Annotated in this window: 16 protein-coding genes; 6 read left to right on the forward strand and 10 right to left on the reverse strand. The window is 60.6% G+C overall.

Annotation, left to right across the window (positions count from 1 at the left end):
* Positions 1-18 precede the first annotated feature (18 nt).
* The 6 genes from CCOS864_RS05430 to yaaA form a co-directional block, all read right to left on the reverse strand.
* The gene (locus CCOS864_RS05430) at positions 19-1500 is read right to left on the reverse strand and encodes an alginate export family protein (protein ID WP_115085392.1); all 1482 of its coding nucleotides are present in this window, start codon (positions 1498-1500) and stop codon (positions 19-21) included.
* Positions 1497-3023 carry an alginate biosynthesis TPR repeat lipoprotein AlgK gene (gene algK / locus CCOS864_RS05435; RefSeq protein WP_244211884.1) on the reverse strand — a complete coding sequence of 509 codons (1527 nt, stop codon included), beginning with the start codon at positions 3021-3023 and terminating at the stop codon, positions 1497-1499. Before algK ends, CCOS864_RS05430 begins: the two co-directional genes overlap by 4 nt.
* 7 nt (positions 3024-3030) lie before the next feature.
* Positions 3031-4197: an alginate biosynthesis protein Alg44 gene (locus CCOS864_RS05440; RefSeq protein ID WP_115085393.1), complete on the reverse strand. Its 1167-nt coding sequence runs from the start codon at positions 4195-4197 to the stop codon at positions 3031-3033.
* 37 nt (positions 4198-4234) lie between these two features.
* The gene (gene alg8, locus CCOS864_RS05445; protein ID WP_026001177.1) at positions 4235-5725 is read right to left on the reverse strand and encodes a mannuronan synthase; all 1491 of its coding nucleotides are present in this window, start codon (positions 5723-5725) and stop codon (positions 4235-4237) included.
* Between the two features lie 63 nt (positions 5726-5788).
* Positions 5789-7105 carry a nucleotide sugar dehydrogenase gene (locus tag CCOS864_RS05450; RefSeq protein ID WP_010220716.1) on the reverse strand — a complete coding sequence of 439 codons (1317 nt, stop codon included), beginning with the start codon at positions 7103-7105 and terminating at the stop codon, positions 5789-5791.
* Positions 7106-7896: 791 nt separating this feature from the next.
* Positions 7897-8676 (reverse strand): peroxide stress protein YaaA, encoded by a 780-nt coding sequence (gene yaaA / locus CCOS864_RS05455; RefSeq protein WP_115085394.1) that lies wholly within the window; start codon positions 8674-8676, stop codon positions 7897-7899.
* A gap of 134 nt (positions 8677-8810) precedes the next feature.
* Between yaaA and CCOS864_RS05460 the strand changes: the two genes are divergently transcribed.
* A complete protein-coding gene (locus CCOS864_RS05460; RefSeq protein WP_115085395.1) occupies positions 8811-9938 on the forward strand; it encodes a polysaccharide deacetylase family protein in 1128 nt (375 codons plus the stop codon).
* Positions 9939-10278: 340 nt separating this feature from the next.
* A complete protein-coding gene (locus CCOS864_RS05465; RefSeq protein ID WP_038998824.1) occupies positions 10279-11673 on the forward strand; it encodes a PhoH family protein in 1395 nt (464 codons plus the stop codon).
* A gap of 41 nt (positions 11674-11714) precedes the next feature.
* On the opposite strand, the gene CCOS864_RS05470 is transcribed toward CCOS864_RS05465, so the two are convergent.
* On the reverse strand, positions 11715-12944 hold the full coding sequence (locus tag CCOS864_RS05470; protein ID WP_167458861.1) for an MFS transporter: 1230 nt from the start codon (positions 12942-12944) through the stop codon (positions 11715-11717).
* Between the two features lie 736 nt (positions 12945-13680).
* Here CCOS864_RS05470 and moaC point away from each other — a divergent pair.
* From moaC to CCOS864_RS05490, 4 genes are all read left to right on the forward strand, one after another.
* Positions 13681-14157, forward strand: coding sequence for a cyclic pyranopterin monophosphate synthase MoaC (gene moaC, locus CCOS864_RS05475; RefSeq protein WP_010220726.1), 477 nt, complete (start codon positions 13681-13683; stop codon positions 14155-14157).
* Positions 14154-14399, forward strand: a complete 246-nt coding sequence (gene moaD, locus CCOS864_RS05480) for a molybdopterin converting factor subunit 1 (protein ID WP_038998825.1) — start codon at positions 14154-14156, stop codon at positions 14397-14399. Before moaC ends, moaD begins: the two co-directional genes overlap by 4 nt.
* 2 nt (positions 14400-14401) lie before the next feature.
* On the forward strand, positions 14402-14848 hold the full coding sequence (moaE, locus tag CCOS864_RS05485) for a molybdopterin synthase catalytic subunit MoaE (protein WP_115085397.1): 447 nt from the start codon (positions 14402-14404) through the stop codon (positions 14846-14848).
* Between the two features lie 247 nt (positions 14849-15095).
* Complete coding sequence (locus CCOS864_RS05490) at positions 15096-15872, forward strand: ABC transporter substrate-binding protein (protein ID WP_115085398.1); 777 nt, start codon at positions 15096-15098, stop codon at positions 15870-15872.
* Positions 15873-15901: 29 nt separating this feature from the next.
* Here the strand turns inward: CCOS864_RS05490 and CCOS864_RS05495 are convergent, their stop codons facing one another.
* The 3 genes from CCOS864_RS05495 to CCOS864_RS05505 form a co-directional block, all read right to left on the reverse strand.
* Positions 15902-16528, reverse strand: coding sequence for a helix-turn-helix transcriptional regulator (locus tag CCOS864_RS05495; RefSeq protein ID WP_038998828.1), 627 nt, complete (start codon positions 16526-16528; stop codon positions 15902-15904).
* A gap of 74 nt (positions 16529-16602) precedes the next feature.
* Positions 16603-17733 (reverse strand): NAD(P)/FAD-dependent oxidoreductase, encoded by a 1131-nt coding sequence (locus CCOS864_RS05500; protein WP_115085399.1) that lies wholly within the window; start codon positions 17731-17733, stop codon positions 16603-16605.
* Between the two features lie 10 nt (positions 17734-17743).
* Positions 17744-18694 carry an ornithine cyclodeaminase family protein gene (locus CCOS864_RS05505; protein ID WP_115085400.1) on the reverse strand — a complete coding sequence of 317 codons (951 nt, stop codon included), beginning with the start codon at positions 18692-18694 and terminating at the stop codon, positions 17744-17746.
* Between the last annotated feature and the right edge of the window lie 108 nt (positions 18695-18802).

An 18802-nucleotide genomic window follows, 5' to 3' on the forward strand; every position in this document is an offset into this window, starting at 1 on the left:
TTCATTGCACCCCAGGCGTCAGAAGCGCCAGATCACGTCGACGAAAGCGCGGTGCATGTAGGAGTCCGCTTCCTTGCCATAGGCATCACCGGGCTTGAACACGCCGCCACGGAAACGCACCAGCGCCGACGGCTCGTCGATCGACTGGCTCAGTGCCGCCGGCAACAGGCCCTGCTTGAAGTACTTGGTGACCACCAGGTCCATCTCCTGGCCGAGGTCTTTCTCGCCCTGGATCAGCGGCCGGTTGATGCCGTTGTCCTCGACCACGGCGTTGATGCCGCTGCTGCCGATGTTCTGGTCGCCATCGACGCGCCAGAACTTGTGGTAGATCAGGCTGGCGTCATAGTCGTCGCGCAGTTGCCAGGAGGTGAACAGGGTCGCCGCCTGCAAATTGCCCAGTTCGCCACGGAAGGCCTCGCCGAAGCGGTGCACGCGCGAGCGGGTGCCGGTGAAGTTGGAGCGGTTGCTCTCAAGGCCGGTCTGCTCGTAGTTGCCCGAGCCGTCGCTGCCACCGCCGCCACTGCCACGGGCATAGGCGGCGCCGACCTGCCAGTTGGGGTCGAGGCGCAGGCGGATGCCGAGGTCGGTGGCCCAGGCATTGACGTCGCCGCTGTGCTTGCCGCTGGCCACTTGCTCGCCATTGACCGTGGTGCTGCTGAGGCTGTCGCGATCGCCGGTCAGCCAGGTCATGCTGCCCCAGTAATTGACGCGGTTCTGGTTGCGCCAGTTATAGGCGTCGCTGTTGGCTTCCAGGCCCAGCCAGGTGAGGTCGCCGGTGCGGGTCTTGTCCAGGGCGTCGACGGTTTCGCCAGGGTTTTTCAGGTTGCCGTCGTCGTGGGTGTGGTGGGCGCGCAGGCCGACCCAGTGGCCGGGGGTCCACTGCGTGGCGACGTCGCCGTAGAGGTGCAGGCGGTCCTTGTCTTCCGGGGCCAGCTCGGTAAGGTCGGTGCGGTACTCGCTGAAGCGCTCGGCCACGCCCAGGTTGGCGCGCAGCAGGGTGGTGTCGAAGGTCCAGTTCAGCGCTTCGATGTTGGTGTCGCGCCACATGCCATCGTCGTTGCGCAGGCGTTGGCGGCCGAAGCGCAGCTGCTCGCCGGGGTAAGCGGTCAGGCCGCTGTAGCCGACCCAGAATTCGCGCATGGCCAGGTAGCTTTTGTCCGCTTCGCGGCCATTGGCACGACCGCTGTCGGACTCGGCTTCGTCGCCGGACTGGCGCAGGGTGTCGGTCTCGATGATGTCGGTGGCCGCCACCGCCTGGCCCATGGCGAAGGCGCTCCAGTTGCCGCGCTCGCCGTACACCCAGGGGCGCAGGTCCAGGCCCAGGCCGTTGACGTCACCGCCGGAGCGGGTGCCCAGGTCACGGTCGTCTTCGGATTGGCCGGTGATTTTCACGTCCAGGCCGAAGTTCTTTTCAGCAGTCATCGCCGCCAGGGTCGGGCACGACCAGAGCAGGGCGAAGCCCAGACCTACGCCTGCTTTCATCCACGGATTGAGTGTCATAGGGAGTCCTCGCCTTGTTCGGGTTGCGCTACGGCCTGCAGGGGCAGGGCACCAGGGCCTGGGCCCATGGCACCACGGGCCTGGCGTTCTTGTTGCAACAGGCGTTCAGCCTGGGCCTTCTGCGCCGGGGGGAGTTGCTGGTCGAGCTGGGCAGCCAGCTGGCGTGACTGCTCGCTGGGGTTGGCTTGCGCCAGCTGGCTGAACACCCAGGCGTTGACCAGGTCCTGGCGAATGCCGTGGCCTTCGCTGAACAGCTGGGCCAGGGCATAGTCGGCGCTGAGCTGGCCGCCGCGGGCGGCGCGGAGCAGATGATCGACGGCCTTTTGCGGGTCGACGCTGCCCAGGTAGCCACGACGGTACAGTTGGCCCAGGTAGTAATGGGCGCTGACTTCGCCGGCGTTGGCGGCGCTGAGCAGGTGGGTCTCGGCCTTCTGCGCGTCGGCCGGTACGGTCTTGCCTTCGTAGTACAGGCGGCCCAGCAGCAGTTCGGCACGCGGCTGTTCGGCGGCGCGGCCCTTGTCGATGTACTCCATCAGCTTGTCGGTGTCGCCAAGCTCGGGGAAGTCATAGAGCAATTGCGCCAGGCTGACCCAGGAGCCGGGGTTGACCGGCGCCACCTGTTCGAGCAGGGCCTGGGCGGTTTTCTCGTCGGTCTGGCCGAGGCTGCGGTCGGCCAGTACCCGGGCAACGCTGTCGACCCGGGTGGCCGGGATCGCGCCGCGCTGGTAGGCGCTTTTCACCTGTTCGAGCAGCGCTGCCTGTTGCTCGGGCTGGGCGCGTTTCTGGTAGACGGTGGCCAGCTCCACGTAGCAGATGTCGGTGCTGTTCAGGGCTGCCTTGCAGATGCGCTCGACTTCGTCCAGGTGCTGGTCGTAGGTGCCCTGGGTGCGGTACAGCAGAATCTGGGCCAGGCCGGCTTCCGGGTAGCCGGCGGTACGCCATTGGTCGATCTGCTGCTGGGCGTTGGTGCCGGAGAAGCTCTGCGGGTATTGCAGGTAGAGCATCGCCAGTGGGATCAGGGTGTTGCCCTCGCCATTGGCGAAGGCTTTTTTCAGCAGGGTTTCGGCTTCCTGGCGCTCGGCTTCGGTAGCGTCCGGCTTGGCTGCCAGCAGGCGGCCGAGGCGGGCCTGGGCGCGTGGCGAGATATCGGCGGCGGCGCGGTAGGTGGCTTCGGCTTCCTTGAGCTTGGCCGGGTCGCGGGTTTCCATCTGGATATCGGCCAGGCCGACCTGGGCTTCGCTGTAACCGAGGTCGGCGAGCTGGCGGTAATTCTGTTCGGCGAGGGCGGTGTCACCGCGCTTGAGTGCTTCGTTGGCCAGGCGCTGGTCGGGCAGGCCGGCGCAACCGGCGAGGCTGATGGCCAGGGCCAGGCTGCAGAGACTGAGGATGTAGTTCGACCCCTGTGGGAGCCGGCCTTGCCGGCGAAGCAAGGCGCAGCCTTGCCCATTGGGGCTGCTGCGCAGCCCATCGCCGGCAAGGCCGGCTCCCACGGAGAGGGTGGCAATCTTGGTGTTCACCGGCATGTCTCCCTTAGAGCCCACGGGCCATGGCTTTATCGATCAGCCAATCCAGCGACGGGCCACGGTTGCTGTCCACCGCTACCGGGCGGCCGGCCAGTTCGCTGGGCAGCGACTCATCCGGCTTGATCTGCACGCGGATGTCCGACGACAGGTCTTCGCTGTTCAGGCTGGTGCTGTTGACGATCTGCCCGGTGCGGGTCTGGTCTTCGCCGGCGACGGTGAAGTGCACGCGCGAGCCCGGTTGGACGTCATCGAACTGGCGATAGCTGAAGCGTGCTTCAACGGTGGGGATGGTGGTGCGCGGGACCAGCTGGAAGATCACCTGGCCCTTGCTGGCGTACTGGCCGTTATCCACCAGCTGGCGGGCGACCACGCAATCGCAGGGGCTGGTCAGGGTGCCGCTCATCTGTTTGCCGAACAGCTCCTCGACCTTGGCCGGCTCCAGCTGCTGGTCATCCAGGTGGCCCTTGAGCATGTCCAGCATGCTGGTGCTGAACGAGGCCAATGGCGCGCCCTTGACCACCTGGCCGCCGTTTTCCACCAGGCCCTGCACGGTGCCGTCGCGCGGCATGGTGACGTTGCTGGTCGGCACGCTGACCACCCCGGCCTGGGCATGGCTGACGAAGTACAGGCCATACACCGACTTGGCGATGAAACCGAACGCCGCCACGCCGACCACGAACACGCCGAGGCTGAAGGTCACTGCCCGCAGGCGGCCAAAAGCGCTCATGCCGCCGTTGGCGTCTTTTTGTTTGCGCGCCTTGGTGAAGTTGTCGCGCTGCAGGGTGCTGAGTACATCGCCCATGGTGATCAGCTCACCCGACAGGTGCGAGGTGATGATGTGGCGCAGAGTGGCGATGTCGCGTGGTTCAAGGTTCTGGAACTGCACGCCGGTGCGGCCGCTGGAGGGGTCGAAAGAGCGCACCTGGAACTCGATGTCCATGGCCAGGCCGAGTTTGTCGACGGTGAACTGCAGGCGCCCGCGCAGCACTTCGCCGACTTTCAACGGGTGCTTGGCATGGAAGCTCAGGCCGCCGGCCGAGAGGTCATCGACCTTCACTTCCAGGGTTTCGCGGTTCTGACACAGGTAGCGCAGCTTGGCCGGGATGCGCACCCGGGCGTGCTGGCGCTGTGCTTCGGACTCATGCACGACATTGACGTTCACGGCGGTATTCATGGCGATTTGTTCCTGTTTAATCCAATCGGGTTCCGGCTCACACGACCATGAACAGCACAGCAATGAAGATGCTGGCCGCCGAGAAGGTCATGGTCCGGGAGGACCAGGTGTTGAACCATTGTTGAAAGCTGGCGAGGTCGCGTTTGAGGGCAGTGGGCTGGCGGGTCCAGGACTGCTTGTCGAGGCGGAAGAACACGTAGATCTTCATGATCGCGCCGACGATCTGGTTGTAATAAAGAATCAGCGGGTAGGCCGGGCCGATGTTGTGGCCCGAGCACAGCAGCATGATCGTCAGGATCAACCGGGTGATGCCGATCCACAGCAGGTACACCAGCAGGAACGCCGGGCCGAACTTGAGGCTGGCGATCACCGCGACGGTCAGGCCCAGCAGGCTGGTCCACATCGACACGCGCTGGTCGAACAGCACCACGCTGGTGAACAGGCCCAGGCGGCGGATACCCAGGCCCAGGGCCCGGGAGTTCTGCCGCAGGTTGTTGCCGTACCAGCGGTACATCAGTTTGCGGCTGGCCTTGATGAAGCTCTTTTCCGGCGGGTGCTCGACCGTGTTGATCGCCGCGTCCGGCACGTAGAAGGTGTCGTAGCCCAGGCGCATGAGGCTGAACCAGCTCGACTTGTCGTCGCCGGTGAGGAACTTGAAGCGGCCCAGGCGCCAGTGCTGCAGCGAGTCGTTCTCGACGTCGGCGATGAACTCCGGGTTGGTCACCACCGCGGCGCGGAACACCGACATGCGCCCGGTCATGGTCAGCACGCGCTTGGACAGGGCCATCGAGCACATGTTGATGTGGCGCTGGGCGAAGCGCAGCTTGTGCCACTCGCTCATGATGTAGCCGCCACGCACTTCACAGAATTCATTGGTGGTCAGGCCGCCGACATTGCCGAACAGCTTGAACCAGGGCACGGTCTTGCGTACCACGCCTTCGCCGAGCACGGTGTCACCGTCGATCACCGCGACCACGGCATTTTCATCCGGCAGGTGGCGGGAGATGGCACGAAAGCCATAGGCCAGGCCGTCGCGCTTGCCGGTACCGGCAATGCGCACGAAGTCGAGGGTCACGCGCTCCGGCGGGTTGTATTTTTCCCACAGGCTTTTCACCAGCAGTTCGTCGGACATTTCCACCAGCGAACAGACCACAGTGGTCGGGTAGCCGCAGTCGATTGCCTCGCGGATCACCGAGCTGTAGACCTGGGCGGTAGTCAGGGCATCGATGCGAAAACTGGTGACCATCAGGTACACGTGGGACGGGTCGGCCGCGCTACCGAGCTTGCGCACCTTGCGCCGCAGGTAGGGGTAGACCACGTAGAGGAACAGCATGCCGCGCACAAAGTGCGTGGCACCCATGGAATAGCGCCAGATGCCGACGGCGCCGACCAGGAAAATGAAGTCCTTCGAGTCGGGGTCGAAAATGGAGTTGGGCAAGGCCAGGGCGATCAACATGAGCAAGCTCACGTAGAACAGCCAACCGGCGACCTGTAGCAGGCCGTGCTTGAGCCTTTGCATGTTCTGCATCCGTATCGAATGGAAAGGGCGTTGATGCTGGGCGGGGCCGGAAGGCCCCGCCCAGCCTGCGGGTTACCAGCAGATACCTTCGGTACGGCTGGCCGGGCAGGATGGTTTGTTCATGAAACCGACTAGGTCGATGACCTGTTTGCCTTCCGGAGCCTGTTGGGCCAGGGCACGGAATTTCTCGTCGCGGTTGCCCAGGACGATCACGTCGGCATGCTTGATCACCTGGTCGAAGTCGGCATTGAGCAGCGACGACACGTGGGGGATCTTCGACTCGATGTAGTCCTTGTTGGCGCCGTTGACCCGCGCATACTCGACGTTGCTGTCGTAGATGTTCAGGTCGTAGCCCTTGCCGATCAGGCGTTCGGCCAGTTCCACCAGCGGGCTTTCACGCAGGTCGTCGGTGCCGGCCTTGAAGCTCAGGCCGAGCAGGGCGATCTTGCGCTTGTCGTGGCTCTCGATGATGTCGAAGGCGTTCTGCACCTGCGATTCGTTGCTGGTCATCAGCGAGTTGAGCAGCGGTGCTTTGACGTCCAGGCTGCCGGCGCGGTAGGTCAGGGCGCGCACGTCCTTGGGCAGGCACGAGCCGCCGAAGGCAAAGCCCGGGCGCATGTAGTACTGCGACAGGTTCAGGGCCTTGTCCTGGCAGACCACGTCCATCACCTCGCGGCCATCGACGCCGACTGCCTTGGCGATGTTGCCGATCTCGTTGGCGAAGGTGACCTTGGTGGCGTGCCAGACGTTGCAGGTGTACTTGATCATCTCGGCCACTTCGATGTCCTTGCGGATGATCGGTGCGTCGAGTTCTTCGTACAGCGATTGCAGAAGGTCGCCACTGGTCTTGTCCAGCTCGCCGATGACGGTCATGGGCGGTTGGTCGTAGTCCTTGATCGCGGTGCTTTCGCGCAGGAATTCCGGGTTGACCGCCACGCCGAAGTCGACGCCGGCCTTTTTCCCCGAGCAGTCTTCGAGGATCGGGATGACCACGTTCTTCACCGTGCCCGGTAGCACGGTGCTGCGCACCACGATGGTGTGGCGGCTGGATTTTTCCCGCAGCACGAAACCGATTTCGCGGCACACCGACTCGATGTATTCCAGGCCCAGGTCGCCGTTCTTCTTGCTCGGCGTGCCGACACAGATCATCGACAGGTCGCTGTCGCGGATGGCGGCAGCAAAATCGGTGGTGCCACGCAGGCGGCCGTTGTCGATACCCTGTTGCAGCAGGGCCTCGAGGCCCGGTTCGACAATTGGCGATTTGCCTTGGTTGATCAGGTCGATCTTGGTGGTGGATACATCGACGCCAATCACTTCATGGCCACGTGCCGACAGGCAGCCAGCACAGACTGCACCCACATAACCCAAACCAAAGATGCTGATACGCATCGCATTCACCTCATGTGTTTATCACGCCGGCTCAATTAGAAGAGCCAGACCGGGTTGATTAACCAGCAGTTATCGGGCACACGGCGGCGTGGCAAAAAGATGTCACTTCACCGTGTGCAGGCATATAAGTATCAAGTGCAAAAGTGTCTGCACTTAAAGTTGGCAGCCAAAGGCCAATAATTATGGACGTGCCCTGTTATGCAGCCGTCTTTATTGCAGATCGGTTACCCGGAACTGCAGTGCTTGTTCTTTCAAGTGAATAAAATCCTTTGAAATCAACCACAAGGACGATTTGTAGGGGCGCGTTTCTCCTGGGTTCAACTGTAGGTCGGGCGACCGACACTCAAGTCAAAGTTGTCTGGATGCACAATGGCTGTGCGCTCCAGTCAATGATGTAGGTCATCTCTCACATAACGCTCGAGAATCGTTACGGGTGGTATGAGCGACGGCTGAAGGGATAAGTTCCGGGGTGAGTTCAGCGGTGGTGAAAGATTTTTTAATATTTTAGCTGATGGCCATACTTTCACTTTGATAGCACTTGGCAGTTTCGTCCCTGTTTATAAAGGACGAACTCGAGGGGGGATGTTTTTGTGCCAGTACCGGAAATTATTTTTCGAAATTCGTCAAAAAATTACGAACGGTCTTATGGCGTTTTGCGATAAAGCTAGAAGGGTGGTTTTTTGACGTCAGGATTGCGTCGATTATTCGGGCGTCATCGCTGGCAAGCCAGCTCCCACAAAAAACCTGTGTCCACTGGACCTGTGGGAGCGGGCTTGCCCCGCGATTGGTGTTTACTCGTCCGCGTGATCGCGCAGGAACACCAGGTTATCGGCCTTCGACAGCTCGGCACTGTAGTAGTAGCCCTGCACAGCGAACTGCTTGAGCTGCTCGGGGTCGTTGATGCGCTCCTGGATCACGAAGCGGCTCATCATGCCGCGGGCCTTTTTGGCGTAGAAGCTGATGATCTTGTACTGGCCGTTCTTGAAGTCGCGGAACTCGGTGTTGATCACCCGCGCCTTGAGGGCGCTGCGCTTGACCGCGCTGAAGTACTCGTTGCTGGCCAGGTTCAGCAGCAGGTCGTCGCCTTGCTCGGCCAGGGCCTGGTTCAGCCACTCGCTGATGCGCGTGCCCCAGAAGGCATACAGGTCCTTGCCACGGGCGTTGGCCAGCTTGGTGCCCATTTCCAGGCGGTAGGGCTGCATCAGGTCCAGCGGGCGCAGCAGGCCGTACAGGCCGGAGAGCATGCGCAGGTGGTCCTGGGCATAGCTGAAGTCGTCTTCGCTGAGGGTCTGGGCATCCAGGCCGGTGTACACGTCACCCTTGAACGCCAGCAGTGCCTGCTTGGCGTTGTCCGGGGTGAAGGCCGGGGTCCAGCTGCCGAAACGCGCGGCGTTGAGCCCAGAAAGCTTGTCGGAGAGGTGCATCAGCTCGCTGATCTGTGCCGGCGACAATTCACGCAGCTGTACGATCAGCTCCTGGGAATCGTCCAGGTACTGCGGCTGGGTGTAGCGCTGGGTCACCGGCGGGGTGTCGTAGTCGAGGGTCTTGGCGGGGGAAATCACCGTCAGCATCAGGTCGGCTCCTTTATTCGTGGCGCCGATTCTACGGGGCGGGGGCGGCGATCTCCAGCTATCAAGGCAATAGCCACAGACCATCCCGCCACTTGGCGCTATAGTGCGCGGCGAGGAAAACGGAGAGCCCGATCGTGCGCATTGCCCTTCTCTTACTGGCTGGCCTGTTCAGCCTCACGGCCCAGGCCGCACCAGCCCCGGTCGCCACCTTCGACCGCAGCCACTGGCCGGAGCAGCTCGACAGCCCGGCGCTGTTCGATGTCGCCTCGCGTGCCGAGATCCTCGGTTTTGCCCGGGTGCTGGGCGAAAGTGAAAAGCTCGACCAGGGCGCCCTGGCGGCGCGGCTGAACCTGCGTCAGGTCAACCTGCTGTCGATCAACAGCGTGCGCCAGCGCCTGTGGCAGCGCTTGTGGCGTAACTACGACCTGGCCCAGAAGAGCTGCGAGCAGGATGCCTCGTTCTGTTATGCCATCGACGACCTGGCTGATTTTCGCAAGCAGACCGCGTCCTTTGAAGTCGCCGCCGATTCGTTCTACGCCGGTTGGGTCGAGCCGGGCCGGGCTTTTCATGAGCACTACCTGAATGAGCTGCTACGCAAGGCCGCGCTGTTCCCCCAGACTGCCAGCGAGATCGAACGCTTTTCCGACCTTGAACGTAATGGTGACGAACTCAATGACCGGCTGTTCCTGCTGACCTTCGATGGCGGCCCGTCGCTGGCGGGCGGCAGCACCGACGGCCTGACCGAGTTCCTGCGCCGGCAAAGGCTTGGCGCTACCTTTTTCGTGCTTGGCAACAACCTGCAGAACCGCCGCGACAAGACGTCGCTGGCTGAGCTTCGCGCACTCTACAAAGGCCAGTGCGTCGGCCTGCAAGGCTGGCAGTACCGCTCCCATGGGCAGTGGCAGGGCTGGCAGGATTCGGTGCTGCGCAGCCAGGCGCGGGTGCAGGGCGACTTGCCAGAGCAGTATGTGCCCTTGTTCAGACCGCCTTACGGCCAGCGCCGCGCCGACAGCCAGGCGTTCTTCGCCAGTCAGCATCTGCAGGTGGTGTTGTGGGATATCGACGCCCAGGATCAAGGGCCATTGAGCAGTGAGCAGTCGGCCCAGCGGGTACTGACTTTGATGCTGCTGTGGCGCAAGGGACTGATCCAGTTTCACGATGCCCAACCCAAGGCGCAGGAGGTGGTTGCCTGGTTGCTCAAGCAAACGGCGCAAAGTGGAATTGGTTGGGAAGATTGCAGGAATTTCGGCGAAAAGTCGTGAAATTGACCGGGATTCTGGACGGCAGGGAATAAAGCGCCGCACGCATTTCACATGACTGGATTTATGACTGTAGCGGTGCTTTGCCCCTGCGCCAAGGGCTAATTGGCCGATCGAAAAATAAACTTCAAAAATACGTAAAAATGCTTTTTTCGGTCATGGGTTTTGCGGTATTACGAAGACAGACCGCCGAACCCTGCAGCACAGGTGGCGTCCTACGGCCCATTCTTTGTTCGCAGCTCCCTACCCGTAACGACGCGGGCCTGGGGAGAACCGGCGGCCACTTCGCGGCGCAGCACCGCACAGGTATTGCGTCGTCTGGCTTCCACAAAGGTGACCGAGTATGGATGATCAAGGACGCACCAATTCCTCCAACCAGCCAATCCTTTATGTGCTCGATACCAATGTACTGATTCACGATCCAAACGCCTTGCTCAACTTCGAGGAGCACCACGTCGCCATCCCGATGACGGTGCTGGAGGAGCTCGACAAACTCAAGACTGGCAAACAGACGATTGCCGCCGAATGTCGCCAGGCGATCCGTCTGATCGACCAGACCCTGGGTGATGCCTCGCCGACCGATGTCGAGCAGGGCGTGCCGATCCAGCGTGGCAAGAGCGGCCCCAAAGGCTTCCTGTCGATTCTCATGAGCCCGCGCAACGAGCCCAACCGCCTGCTGCCGGAAAACCTCAACGACAACATCATCATCAACCAGTTGCTGGAGCTGCGCAGCCGGCGCCAGGAACTGGACGTGGTGCTGGTGACCAAAGACATCAACATGCGCCTCAAGGCCCGCGCCTGCGGGATCGCGGCCGAGGACTACAGCACCGACCAACTGGTCGACGACGTTTCCTTGCTGTCCAAGGGGTATCACAGTGTCACCGGGTCATTCTGGGACCGCGTCAGCAAGGTCGAGACCCGTCAGGATCATGGCCGCACCTGGCACCGGGTACAGATGATCGACAACCTGCCGGCCGTGCACATCAACGAGTTCATCATCGACGAACAGGGCTTCGTTGGCTGGATCAAAGGCATCAAGGATGGCGAGCTGGTGCTGCTCGACCTGCACCAGGAGCCGCTGCTGCACCAGGAAGCCTGGGGCCTCAAGCCTCGCGACATTCACCAGAGCCTGGCGCTGTTCGCCTTGCTCGACCCGGATATCCACCTGGTCAACCTGACCGGCGCTGCCGGCTCCGGCAAGACCATCCTGGCCCTGGCTGCCGCCATCGAGCAGACCATGGTCAGCAAGCGCTACCGGCGCATCATCGCCACCCGCAGCGTGCAGGGGCTGGACCAGGAGATCGGTTTCCTGCCGGGCACTGAAGCAGAAAAAATGGAGCCCTGGCTCGGGGCAATCACCGACAACCTCGAAGCCCTGCACATGGATGATGAAAACACCCATGGCAGTGTCGAGTACATCCTTGAGCGGGTGCCGCTGCAGTTCAAGTCGCTGAACTACATTCGCGGTCGCAGCTTCCAGCAAAGCCTGATCCTGATCGACGAATGCCAGAACCTAACCCCGCACCAGATGAAAACCATCATCACCCGTGCCGGTACCGGTTCCAAGGTGATCTGCCTGGGTAACCTGGCGCAGATCGACACCCCTTACCTGTCCGCCACCAGCTCGGGCCTGACCTACCTGACCGAGCGCTTCAAGGACTTCCCCAACGGCGTACACATCACCCTGCAGGGCGTGCCGCGCTCGATCCTGGCCGAATACGCCGAATCGCATCTGTAACCTTTAACTGCAAGCCTGCGCTTTCGCAGGCTTGCAGTGTTTCAGTCTATGGTTGCACTGTCTCGTGGGCTGGTACTTTCTGAATGATTCGTCCGATGGGTAATATGTAGCGTGCAAGCGATCAAGGTGGTGGAGATGCCTGCCGCTAAGAGAACGCTAGCGATGTTGGCCAATTCCGCTAGCCAACCACCCAGTATGGGGAAACTGATGAACAGAGCGATGGATAGAGTGCGCACAGTCGCAAATGTCGTACCCAATTTGTTAGGGGGACAAGTGAGTTGCAAAGTGGTTGTGAGGCCCTGAGTTGTCAGGCCATAGGCGAATCCGGCGAGAAGAAAAAGTAGCGACAAGAGATTAAGCTCGAAATACGCAGGAAAAAAGCTGAGAGATCCGACTGCGAGTACTGCGAGACCAAAACACATCGACGCTATTGTGGAGCAGATACGCGAACCACTACGATAAAGGCGTGGAAACAAGAAGCCTGCAAAAATGCCACCCAGTGCAGTTGCACTGACGATAACGCCGAAAGACGTTGCACTTTGTCCATTCCCCTTCAACAGCAAGCTCAATAGGGAGTCGTATAGGCCCAGGGCGGCTGACTGGGAAAGTATGCACATTAAAAAAATACGTGCGGTCAATTGTTTTTTGAAAAAATTATAGATTTGTCGGTTGCTGGTTTTTGGAATTAAAGGACATGTGGCCTCGCTTCTCATGATCCTTGCAGATAGTAAAGTTACGAATAGTAAACCGCACAAACACACAAAAGCGGAAAGTAAAAAACCGGCTGACTTAAAACTCAATCCTGTGAGAATCCCAGCTGCAAGGGGGGATACGATTTTTACGGTTTGATCTATTATCATAATTAATGAAGTGTTACGGATAATCTGCGGTGCGGTCAGCAAGTTTCTTGTGAGAACGACTTCGGCCGCTGTTGAGCCAAGGTTAGATAAGCCTTTTAGCATTGTAAATGCCAAAAACAACTCGACGGAAGGGGCTACAAACAGAGCGCAAGATGCAATGAAACGAATACAGAAACTGACCGAGATTATTATGCAGGGGTTGAATCGGTCTGCCAATGATCCTAGATAAGGGCCAAAGAGAAGTGCCGGAATCCCATACAAGGAAGCTGCTAATGCTAGCGTTTGTGCCGAGGCATCGAAAATGAAAGTTAGCGTCGAAAAAATGAGTATGAAGTCGAGCCATAGTACAATAGAGCTGCAGAACCGGATTCCACACAGAGAGAAGTAGTTCTTGGTGCTGATCTGTTGCACTTCAAAGGTCTCCTGGCTTGACGTGCATGGTGTCATTTATCACGCGTGTCGTTATTTTATGGTGAATGCAGAAGGTTTCGAAGTCTGTGCGGTTATTGATAAAGCCAGAAATTGTAAGATCTATCTAGGAGCCGGCGATCAAAAAAATCATATTGATGTCCTGTTTGCAAATTCCAAGCGACAAATCTACCTTTGCTGACGGTGAAAATTATATTCTCATTGATGTTGTATTCATTCATGTAATTGTCTCCGGATTGGGCAGGTATGACCTGCCCAATATCAAGATTAACTTACAAGTGCCTGCTTATCATTCAGTCTTGTGACCAAGATGTGGTAGGCGTCGTTCGACAGTGAACTAAGATGGCTCTGCATGATGATTTTTTTCATGTGAATCCCTCGTTGTTGTTGGTGAGGCTTGATGGCCTCATGTGTGAGGATAATTTTGCTCTGGTCAATGTCAATATTAGATGTGGTCAGGAGAATCTTATAAGGTTGTAAGATTATTCGTGGTTTTTATGTGTTTTAAGTATCAGTAAGTTAGAGGGTTTTCTATTTCATGTGCAGGGTGATCCGTTGAAGTTAATTCTGGGTATGGCGACCTTTAGTGCTCTCAACGCAAGATCTATATTCAGCCGTACGCTCCAATGAAGCGCCTTGACGCTGGCCCAGGCTATTTTTCGCTTCGAAGACCTGACCCCAGGGTTTACACTCTTTGCTCCTGAACAGGAGGAAAGCTGTGCTCACTCATCTCGATTCCCAAGGTCGCGCCAATATGGTCGACGTCACCGATAAAGCCGTGACTTCGCGTGAGGCCGTGGCCGAAGCGCGGGTGCGCATGCTCCCGCAAACCCTGCAGATGATCGTCGAAGGCGAGCACCCCAAGGGCGACGTGTTTGCCGTGGCGCGCATTGCCGGCATCCAGGCGGCAAAGAAAACCAGCGACCTGATCCCGTTGTGCCACCCATTGCTGCTGACCAGCGTCAAGGTCGAGCTCAGCGCTGAAGGCAACGACACCGTTTACATCGTCGCCCGCTGCAAGCTGGCCGGGCAGACCGGCGTGGAAATGGAAGCCCTGACCGCTGCCAGCGTCGCGGCCCTGACCATCTACGACATGTGCAAGGCGGTCGACCGCGGCATGATCATCGACGGCGTGCGCGTGCTGGAGAAACTGGGCGGCAAGAGCGGCCATTACCAGGCGGATGAAGTGAAATGAGCATTAAGGTGATGTATTTCGCCCGTTATCGGGAAGCTCTGGGTGTTGATGCCGAGAAGCTCGAGGGTTCGTTCGCTACCCTGGATGACGTACGCAAGGCACTGGTCGCAAAGGGCGGCAAGCATGATGTGCTGAGCGAACAGAACCTTATGTGCGCGCGTAACGAAGAGCTGTGCAAGCTGGATGAGCCGCTCGAAGACGGTGACGAAGTGGCGTTCTTCCCGCCCGTGACCGGAGGCTGAGCATGAGCGTTCGAGTCCAGAGCGAACCCTTTGATCCGGGTGTCGAAGTCAATGCCATGCACGCGGCGAATGTCGGCGTTGGTGCGGTGGTCGGCTTTGTTGGCTATGTGCGCGACTTCAATGATGGCCAGGAAGTGGCGGGGATGTTCCTCGAACACTACCCGGGCATGACCGAAAAGGCCCTGGCCAAGATCGTGGTTGAAGCCGAGGCGCGCTGGCCACTGCTCAAGGTCGAGGTGCTGCACCGCATCGGCGGCCTTGAACCGGGTGAGCCGATCGTTTTTGTCGGTGTTGCCAGTGCCCATCGCCAGGCCGCGTTCGACGCCTGCAACTTCATCATGGACTACCTCAAGACTCGCGCGCCGTTCTGGAAGAAGGAACAGACCGGGGACGGCCCGCGCTGGGTCGAAGGCAAGCAGAGTGATGAAGAGGCTGCCGGGCGCTGGTAACCCTGTGGGAGCTGGCTTGCCCGCGATCGAGCGCGTAGCGGTCGCAAAGCAGGCAACACCTGATGTGCTGATTGCACTGGCCTCATCGCTGGCAAGCCAGCTCCCACAATGCTTTTGCTTGTTGAGTTTTCATACCAAAAAGTCCAGTATGGAATTATAAGTACAAAATAATTCCAGGCCGACCCTTGCCTGCCCCTATTCCTCTGTCTTGCAACACACCTCCAACAACGAGCGAGAGAGACCCGTCATGAACAAGTTCACCCTGATCAGCGGTCTGGCCTTGAGCCTGGTGGCCAGCAGCAGTCTGTTCGCCGCTGGGGATACCCTGCGCCTCGGCATCGAAGCCGCCTACCCACCCTTTGCCTCGAAGAATGACAAGGGCCAGATCGTCGGTTTCGACTACGACATCGGCAATGCCCTGTGCGCCCAGATGCAGGTCAAGTGTGAGTGGAAAGAGGTCGAGTTCGACGGTCTGATCCCTTCGCTGAAAGTGAAGAAAATCGACGCCGCCCTGTCGTCGATGACCATCAGCGAAGAACGCAAGAAATCCGTGGACTTCACCCACAAGTACTATTTCACTTCATCGCGGCTGGTGATGAAGAAAGGTGCGGTGGTCGATGACCAGTACGCGAGCCTCAAGGGCAAGACGGTTGGCGTGCAGCGCGCGACCACCACTGATCGCTACGCCACCGAAGTGTTCGAACCCAAGGGCATCAAGGTCCAGCGTTACGGCAACAACGAAGAAATCTACATGGACCTGGCATCCGGACGGGTCGATGCGATTTTTGCCGACACCATCCCGCTGGAAGACTTCCTGTCGATGCCACGCGGCGCGGACTATGCCTTTACCGGCCCTGAGCTGAAAGATCCGAAATACGTCGGTGAAGGTGCCGGGATTGCCGTGCGCAAAGGCAACGGCGAGCTGGTCAGCAGGCTCAACAAGGCCATCGACGATATTCGCGCCAGCGGCGAATACCAGAAGATCCAGGCCAGGTACTTCAAATCCGATATCTACGGCGACTGATCGCCGCCTCACTCAAGGCCTGAAGGTAGTCAGGCCTTGAGTTCCTTCAGGTGCTTGTACACCGTCGCCCGTCCCATCCCCAGCACATTGGCCACATAGTTGGCCGCACTCTTGCCCTTGAACGCGCCTTCGGCATGCAGGGCCAGCACCAACTCGCGCTTGTGGTCGCGGCTGAGCAGGTTGAGGCTCAGTTGCCGCTGGCGCAGCCAGCTGTTGAGGAAGGTGTTGATGCGCTCCTGCCAGTCATCGCGAAACAGTGCATCGGGCTGCGGGATCAGCTTGCTCGGCGAAAGGAACAGGTCGAGCGCCGCCTTGGCGTTCTCGAACAGGGAAATGTTCAGGTTGATGCACAGCACCGCCAGCGGCTTGCCGGCCGGGTCGCGCAGCACGGTGCTCAGCGAGCGGATCTTCTGGCCGTCCCAGTTGAGCTTTTCGTACGGGCCGATATTGGTTTCGTCGGTACCTTCCTCGAACATGTCCTCCAGGGCCGCATCGTCGCCTACCTCGCGCTTGGACAGGTTGTTGGCGATGTAGTCGATCTTCTGGCTGCGCAAATCGTGCAGCACCACTTCGGCGTGGGGGAAGAACAGGGTGGCGATGGCGTCGGCGATGGCCCGGTAGTTGTGCAGGGCTGGATCGGGGCGGGGTGTGGGCATTCGGGCAGGCTCCAGGCGGTGTCAGCGCCCTTGGCAAAAGGGCGCTGGGAGTGTGCCGCAATCGCGACCGGGCGTCACCCTTGCAGGCGGCGCGGCGACAGCATTGCGGCGTTCAGGCCAAAGCCCTTGAGTGCTTCGGGCAAGTCCTCGCCACGCACCAGGGCGGCGCTGGCCTGGCCCATGGCCGGCGAGGTCTGGATACCATAGCCACCTTGCGCGGCGACCCAGAACAGGCCGGGAACCTGCGGATCGAATCCGGCGACCAGGTCGCCGTCGGCAACGAAGCTGCGCAACCCGGCCCAGGTGCGGGTCGGGCGACGAATGCTCAGGGTGGTGGCTTCTTCGATCTGGTAGATGCCCATGGCGATGTCCAGCTCTTCGGCCTGCACGTCATGAGGCTCGACCGGGTCGGCATTGGCCGGTGAACCGAGCAGCATGCCGGCGTCGGGCTTCATGTAGAACGACTCATCGAGGCTCACCAGCATTGGCCAGGCATGGCTGTCGATGCCTTCGGGGCCGGCGAAGATGAACGCCGCGCGACGCTTTGGCTGCAAGCCCAGCGGCTGGGCACCGGCCAGTTCCCCAAGCTTGTCGGCCCAGGCACCGGCGGCATTGATCAGCACAGGGGCGCTGAAGGTGCCACGGCTGGTCTGCACCTGCCAGAGGCCGTCGGCATCGCGGCTCAGTTGCTGCACTTCGCAGTCGCTGTGCACTTCACCTTGCTGACGGCGAATACCACGCAGGTAGCCCTGGTGCAGGGCGTCGGTGTCGATGTCACTGGCGCTCGGGTCGTACAGGGCGCCATGAACCTTGTCGCGGCGCAACACTGGCAGGCGCGCGCAGGCCTGCTCGGCGCTGAGCAGCTCGACTTCAGGCACGCAGGCCTTGGCGTTCTGGTACTGGCGCTGCAGCTCTTCAGGGTCGCCGTTGAGGTCGACGGTCATTTCCCCGCGAGGGCTGAGCAACGGGTGCTCGGCGAAGCCCGCAGGCGGATGGTCGAAAAACTCACGGCTGGCCAGGGTCAGCGCGCGGACCTGCGGTGTGCCATAGGCTGCGGTGTACAGCGCGGCCGAGCGGCCGGTGGAGTGGTAACCCGGCTGCGACTCGCGCTCAAGCAGCAGCACACGCCCGTGGCCGGCCAGCCAGTAACCTGTGGAGGCACCGGCAATACCGGCGCCGATGATGATGAAATCAGCGTGTTGCATGGAGGTTTCCTCAGTCGGCGCGTTGCAGGCGGTACAGGGCGTTGGCCAGGGCGATGTCTTCCAGGCCCAGGCCGATGGAGCGGAAGAAGGCATGGCGCTGGTAGTCCGGTTTTTTCGCGGTACCACTGATCAATTGCGCCAGGTCGCCGACGATCGCTTCGGCTTGCCAGCCATGTTGCTCGGCGGCGATGCGCATCTCACCGGCGCTGCCTGGGGTGGTTACCCGGTAGTCGCAGTAGACGTCCATCTCGTTCAGGGTCGCTGGCGGCACTTCATGAGCGCGCACGGCGTTGGTGCTGATCGAGGTGATCAGCGCAGGCTTGCTCAGCTGGCGCGGGTCGAGCACCGGGCTGGCCGAGGAGGTGCACAGCAGGATCACGTCGGCATCCATCACTGCCTGCTCCAGGCTCTCACTCAGCACCAGGCGTGGATCGAGATCGGTCAGGGCCTGGCGCTGCTCGGCCGTCTGTTCGCCCAGGCTTGGCGAATACAGGCGGATGTCCTGCCACTCGCGCAGGCCGCGGGCGTAATGCAGGTGCGCGCGGGCGATCGGGCCGCTGCCGATCAGGGTCAGGCGCCGGGCGTCAGTTGCGGCCAGGGCATCGACGGCCACGGCGGTGGTGGCGGCGGTGCGGGCGCTGGTCAATTCGCCGGCATCGCAGAGCATCAGCGGTTGGCCGCTGTCCATGGACATCAGCAGGGTCCAGGCGGTGACCAGCGGACCCTGTTCGCGGACGATGTAGGGCGAGGTCTTGACGCCGTACACGCGCTCTTCGGCCAGTACGCCGCCGTAGTTGATGAAGTCGCCCTTGCCGGCCGGGAACTCCACCAGTTGCTGGGGCGGTTGCACTGCCTGCCCGGCCGCCAGGTCACGGAACAGGTTGCGCAGGATCTGCGGGACATCCACCTGGGCGAGCAGTTGGCGAGCGTGCTGTTGATCGATGACGAGAGGCGCAGACATGCGAAGCTCCAAATGAACTATTTTGTCTATTATGGACTTTTAGTTTATTTGGGCAATATAGGGCGGTGTAAAAAGCATCGCGGGGCACGCCCGCTCCTACCGGATGGG

It is taken from the genome of Pseudomonas wadenswilerensis (assembly GCF_900497695.1).
Lineage (GTDB): Bacteria > Pseudomonadota > Gammaproteobacteria > Pseudomonadales > Pseudomonadaceae > Aquipseudomonas > Aquipseudomonas wadenswilerensis.

What these genes read in the sequence shown, in the direction of transcription:
- CCOS864_RS05430 (WP_115085392.1), bottom strand. Translation starts at nt 1,500, where the DNA reads ATGACACTCAATCCGTGGATGAAAGCAGGCGTAGGTCTGGGCTTCGCC.
- algK (WP_244211884.1), bottom strand. Translation starts at nt 3,023, where the DNA reads ATGCCGGTGAACACCAAGATTGCCACCCTCTCCGTGGGAGCCGGCCTT.
- CCOS864_RS05440 (WP_115085393.1), bottom strand. Translation starts at nt 4,197, where the DNA reads ATGAATACCGCCGTGAACGTCAATGTCGTGCATGAGTCCGAAGCACAG.
- alg8 (WP_026001177.1), bottom strand. Translation starts at nt 5,725, where the DNA reads ATGCAGAACATGCAAAGGCTCAAGCACGGCCTGCTACAGGTCGCCGGT.
- CCOS864_RS05450 (WP_010220716.1), bottom strand. Translation starts at nt 7,105, where the DNA reads ATGCGTATCAGCATCTTTGGTTTGGGTTATGTGGGTGCAGTCTGTGCT.
- yaaA (WP_115085394.1), bottom strand. Translation starts at nt 8,676, where the DNA reads ATGCTGACGGTGATTTCCCCCGCCAAGACCCTCGACTACGACACCCCG.
- CCOS864_RS05465 (WP_038998824.1), top strand. Translation starts at nt 10,279, where the DNA reads ATGGATGATCAAGGACGCACCAATTCCTCCAACCAGCCAATCCTTTAT.
- moaD (WP_038998825.1), top strand. Translation starts at nt 14,154, where the DNA reads ATGAGCATTAAGGTGATGTATTTCGCCCGTTATCGGGAAGCTCTGGGT.
- moaE (WP_115085397.1), top strand. Translation starts at nt 14,402, where the DNA reads ATGAGCGTTCGAGTCCAGAGCGAACCCTTTGATCCGGGTGTCGAAGTC.
- CCOS864_RS05490 (WP_115085398.1), top strand. Translation starts at nt 15,096, where the DNA reads ATGAACAAGTTCACCCTGATCAGCGGTCTGGCCTTGAGCCTGGTGGCC.
- CCOS864_RS05495 (WP_038998828.1), bottom strand. Translation starts at nt 16,528, where the DNA reads ATGCCCACACCCCGCCCCGATCCAGCCCTGCACAACTACCGGGCCATC.
- CCOS864_RS05500 (WP_115085399.1), bottom strand. Translation starts at nt 17,733, where the DNA reads ATGCAACACGCTGATTTCATCATCATCGGCGCCGGTATTGCCGGTGCC.
- CCOS864_RS05505 (WP_115085400.1), bottom strand. Translation starts at nt 18,694, where the DNA reads ATGTCTGCGCCTCTCGTCATCGATCAACAGCACGCTCGCCAACTGCTC.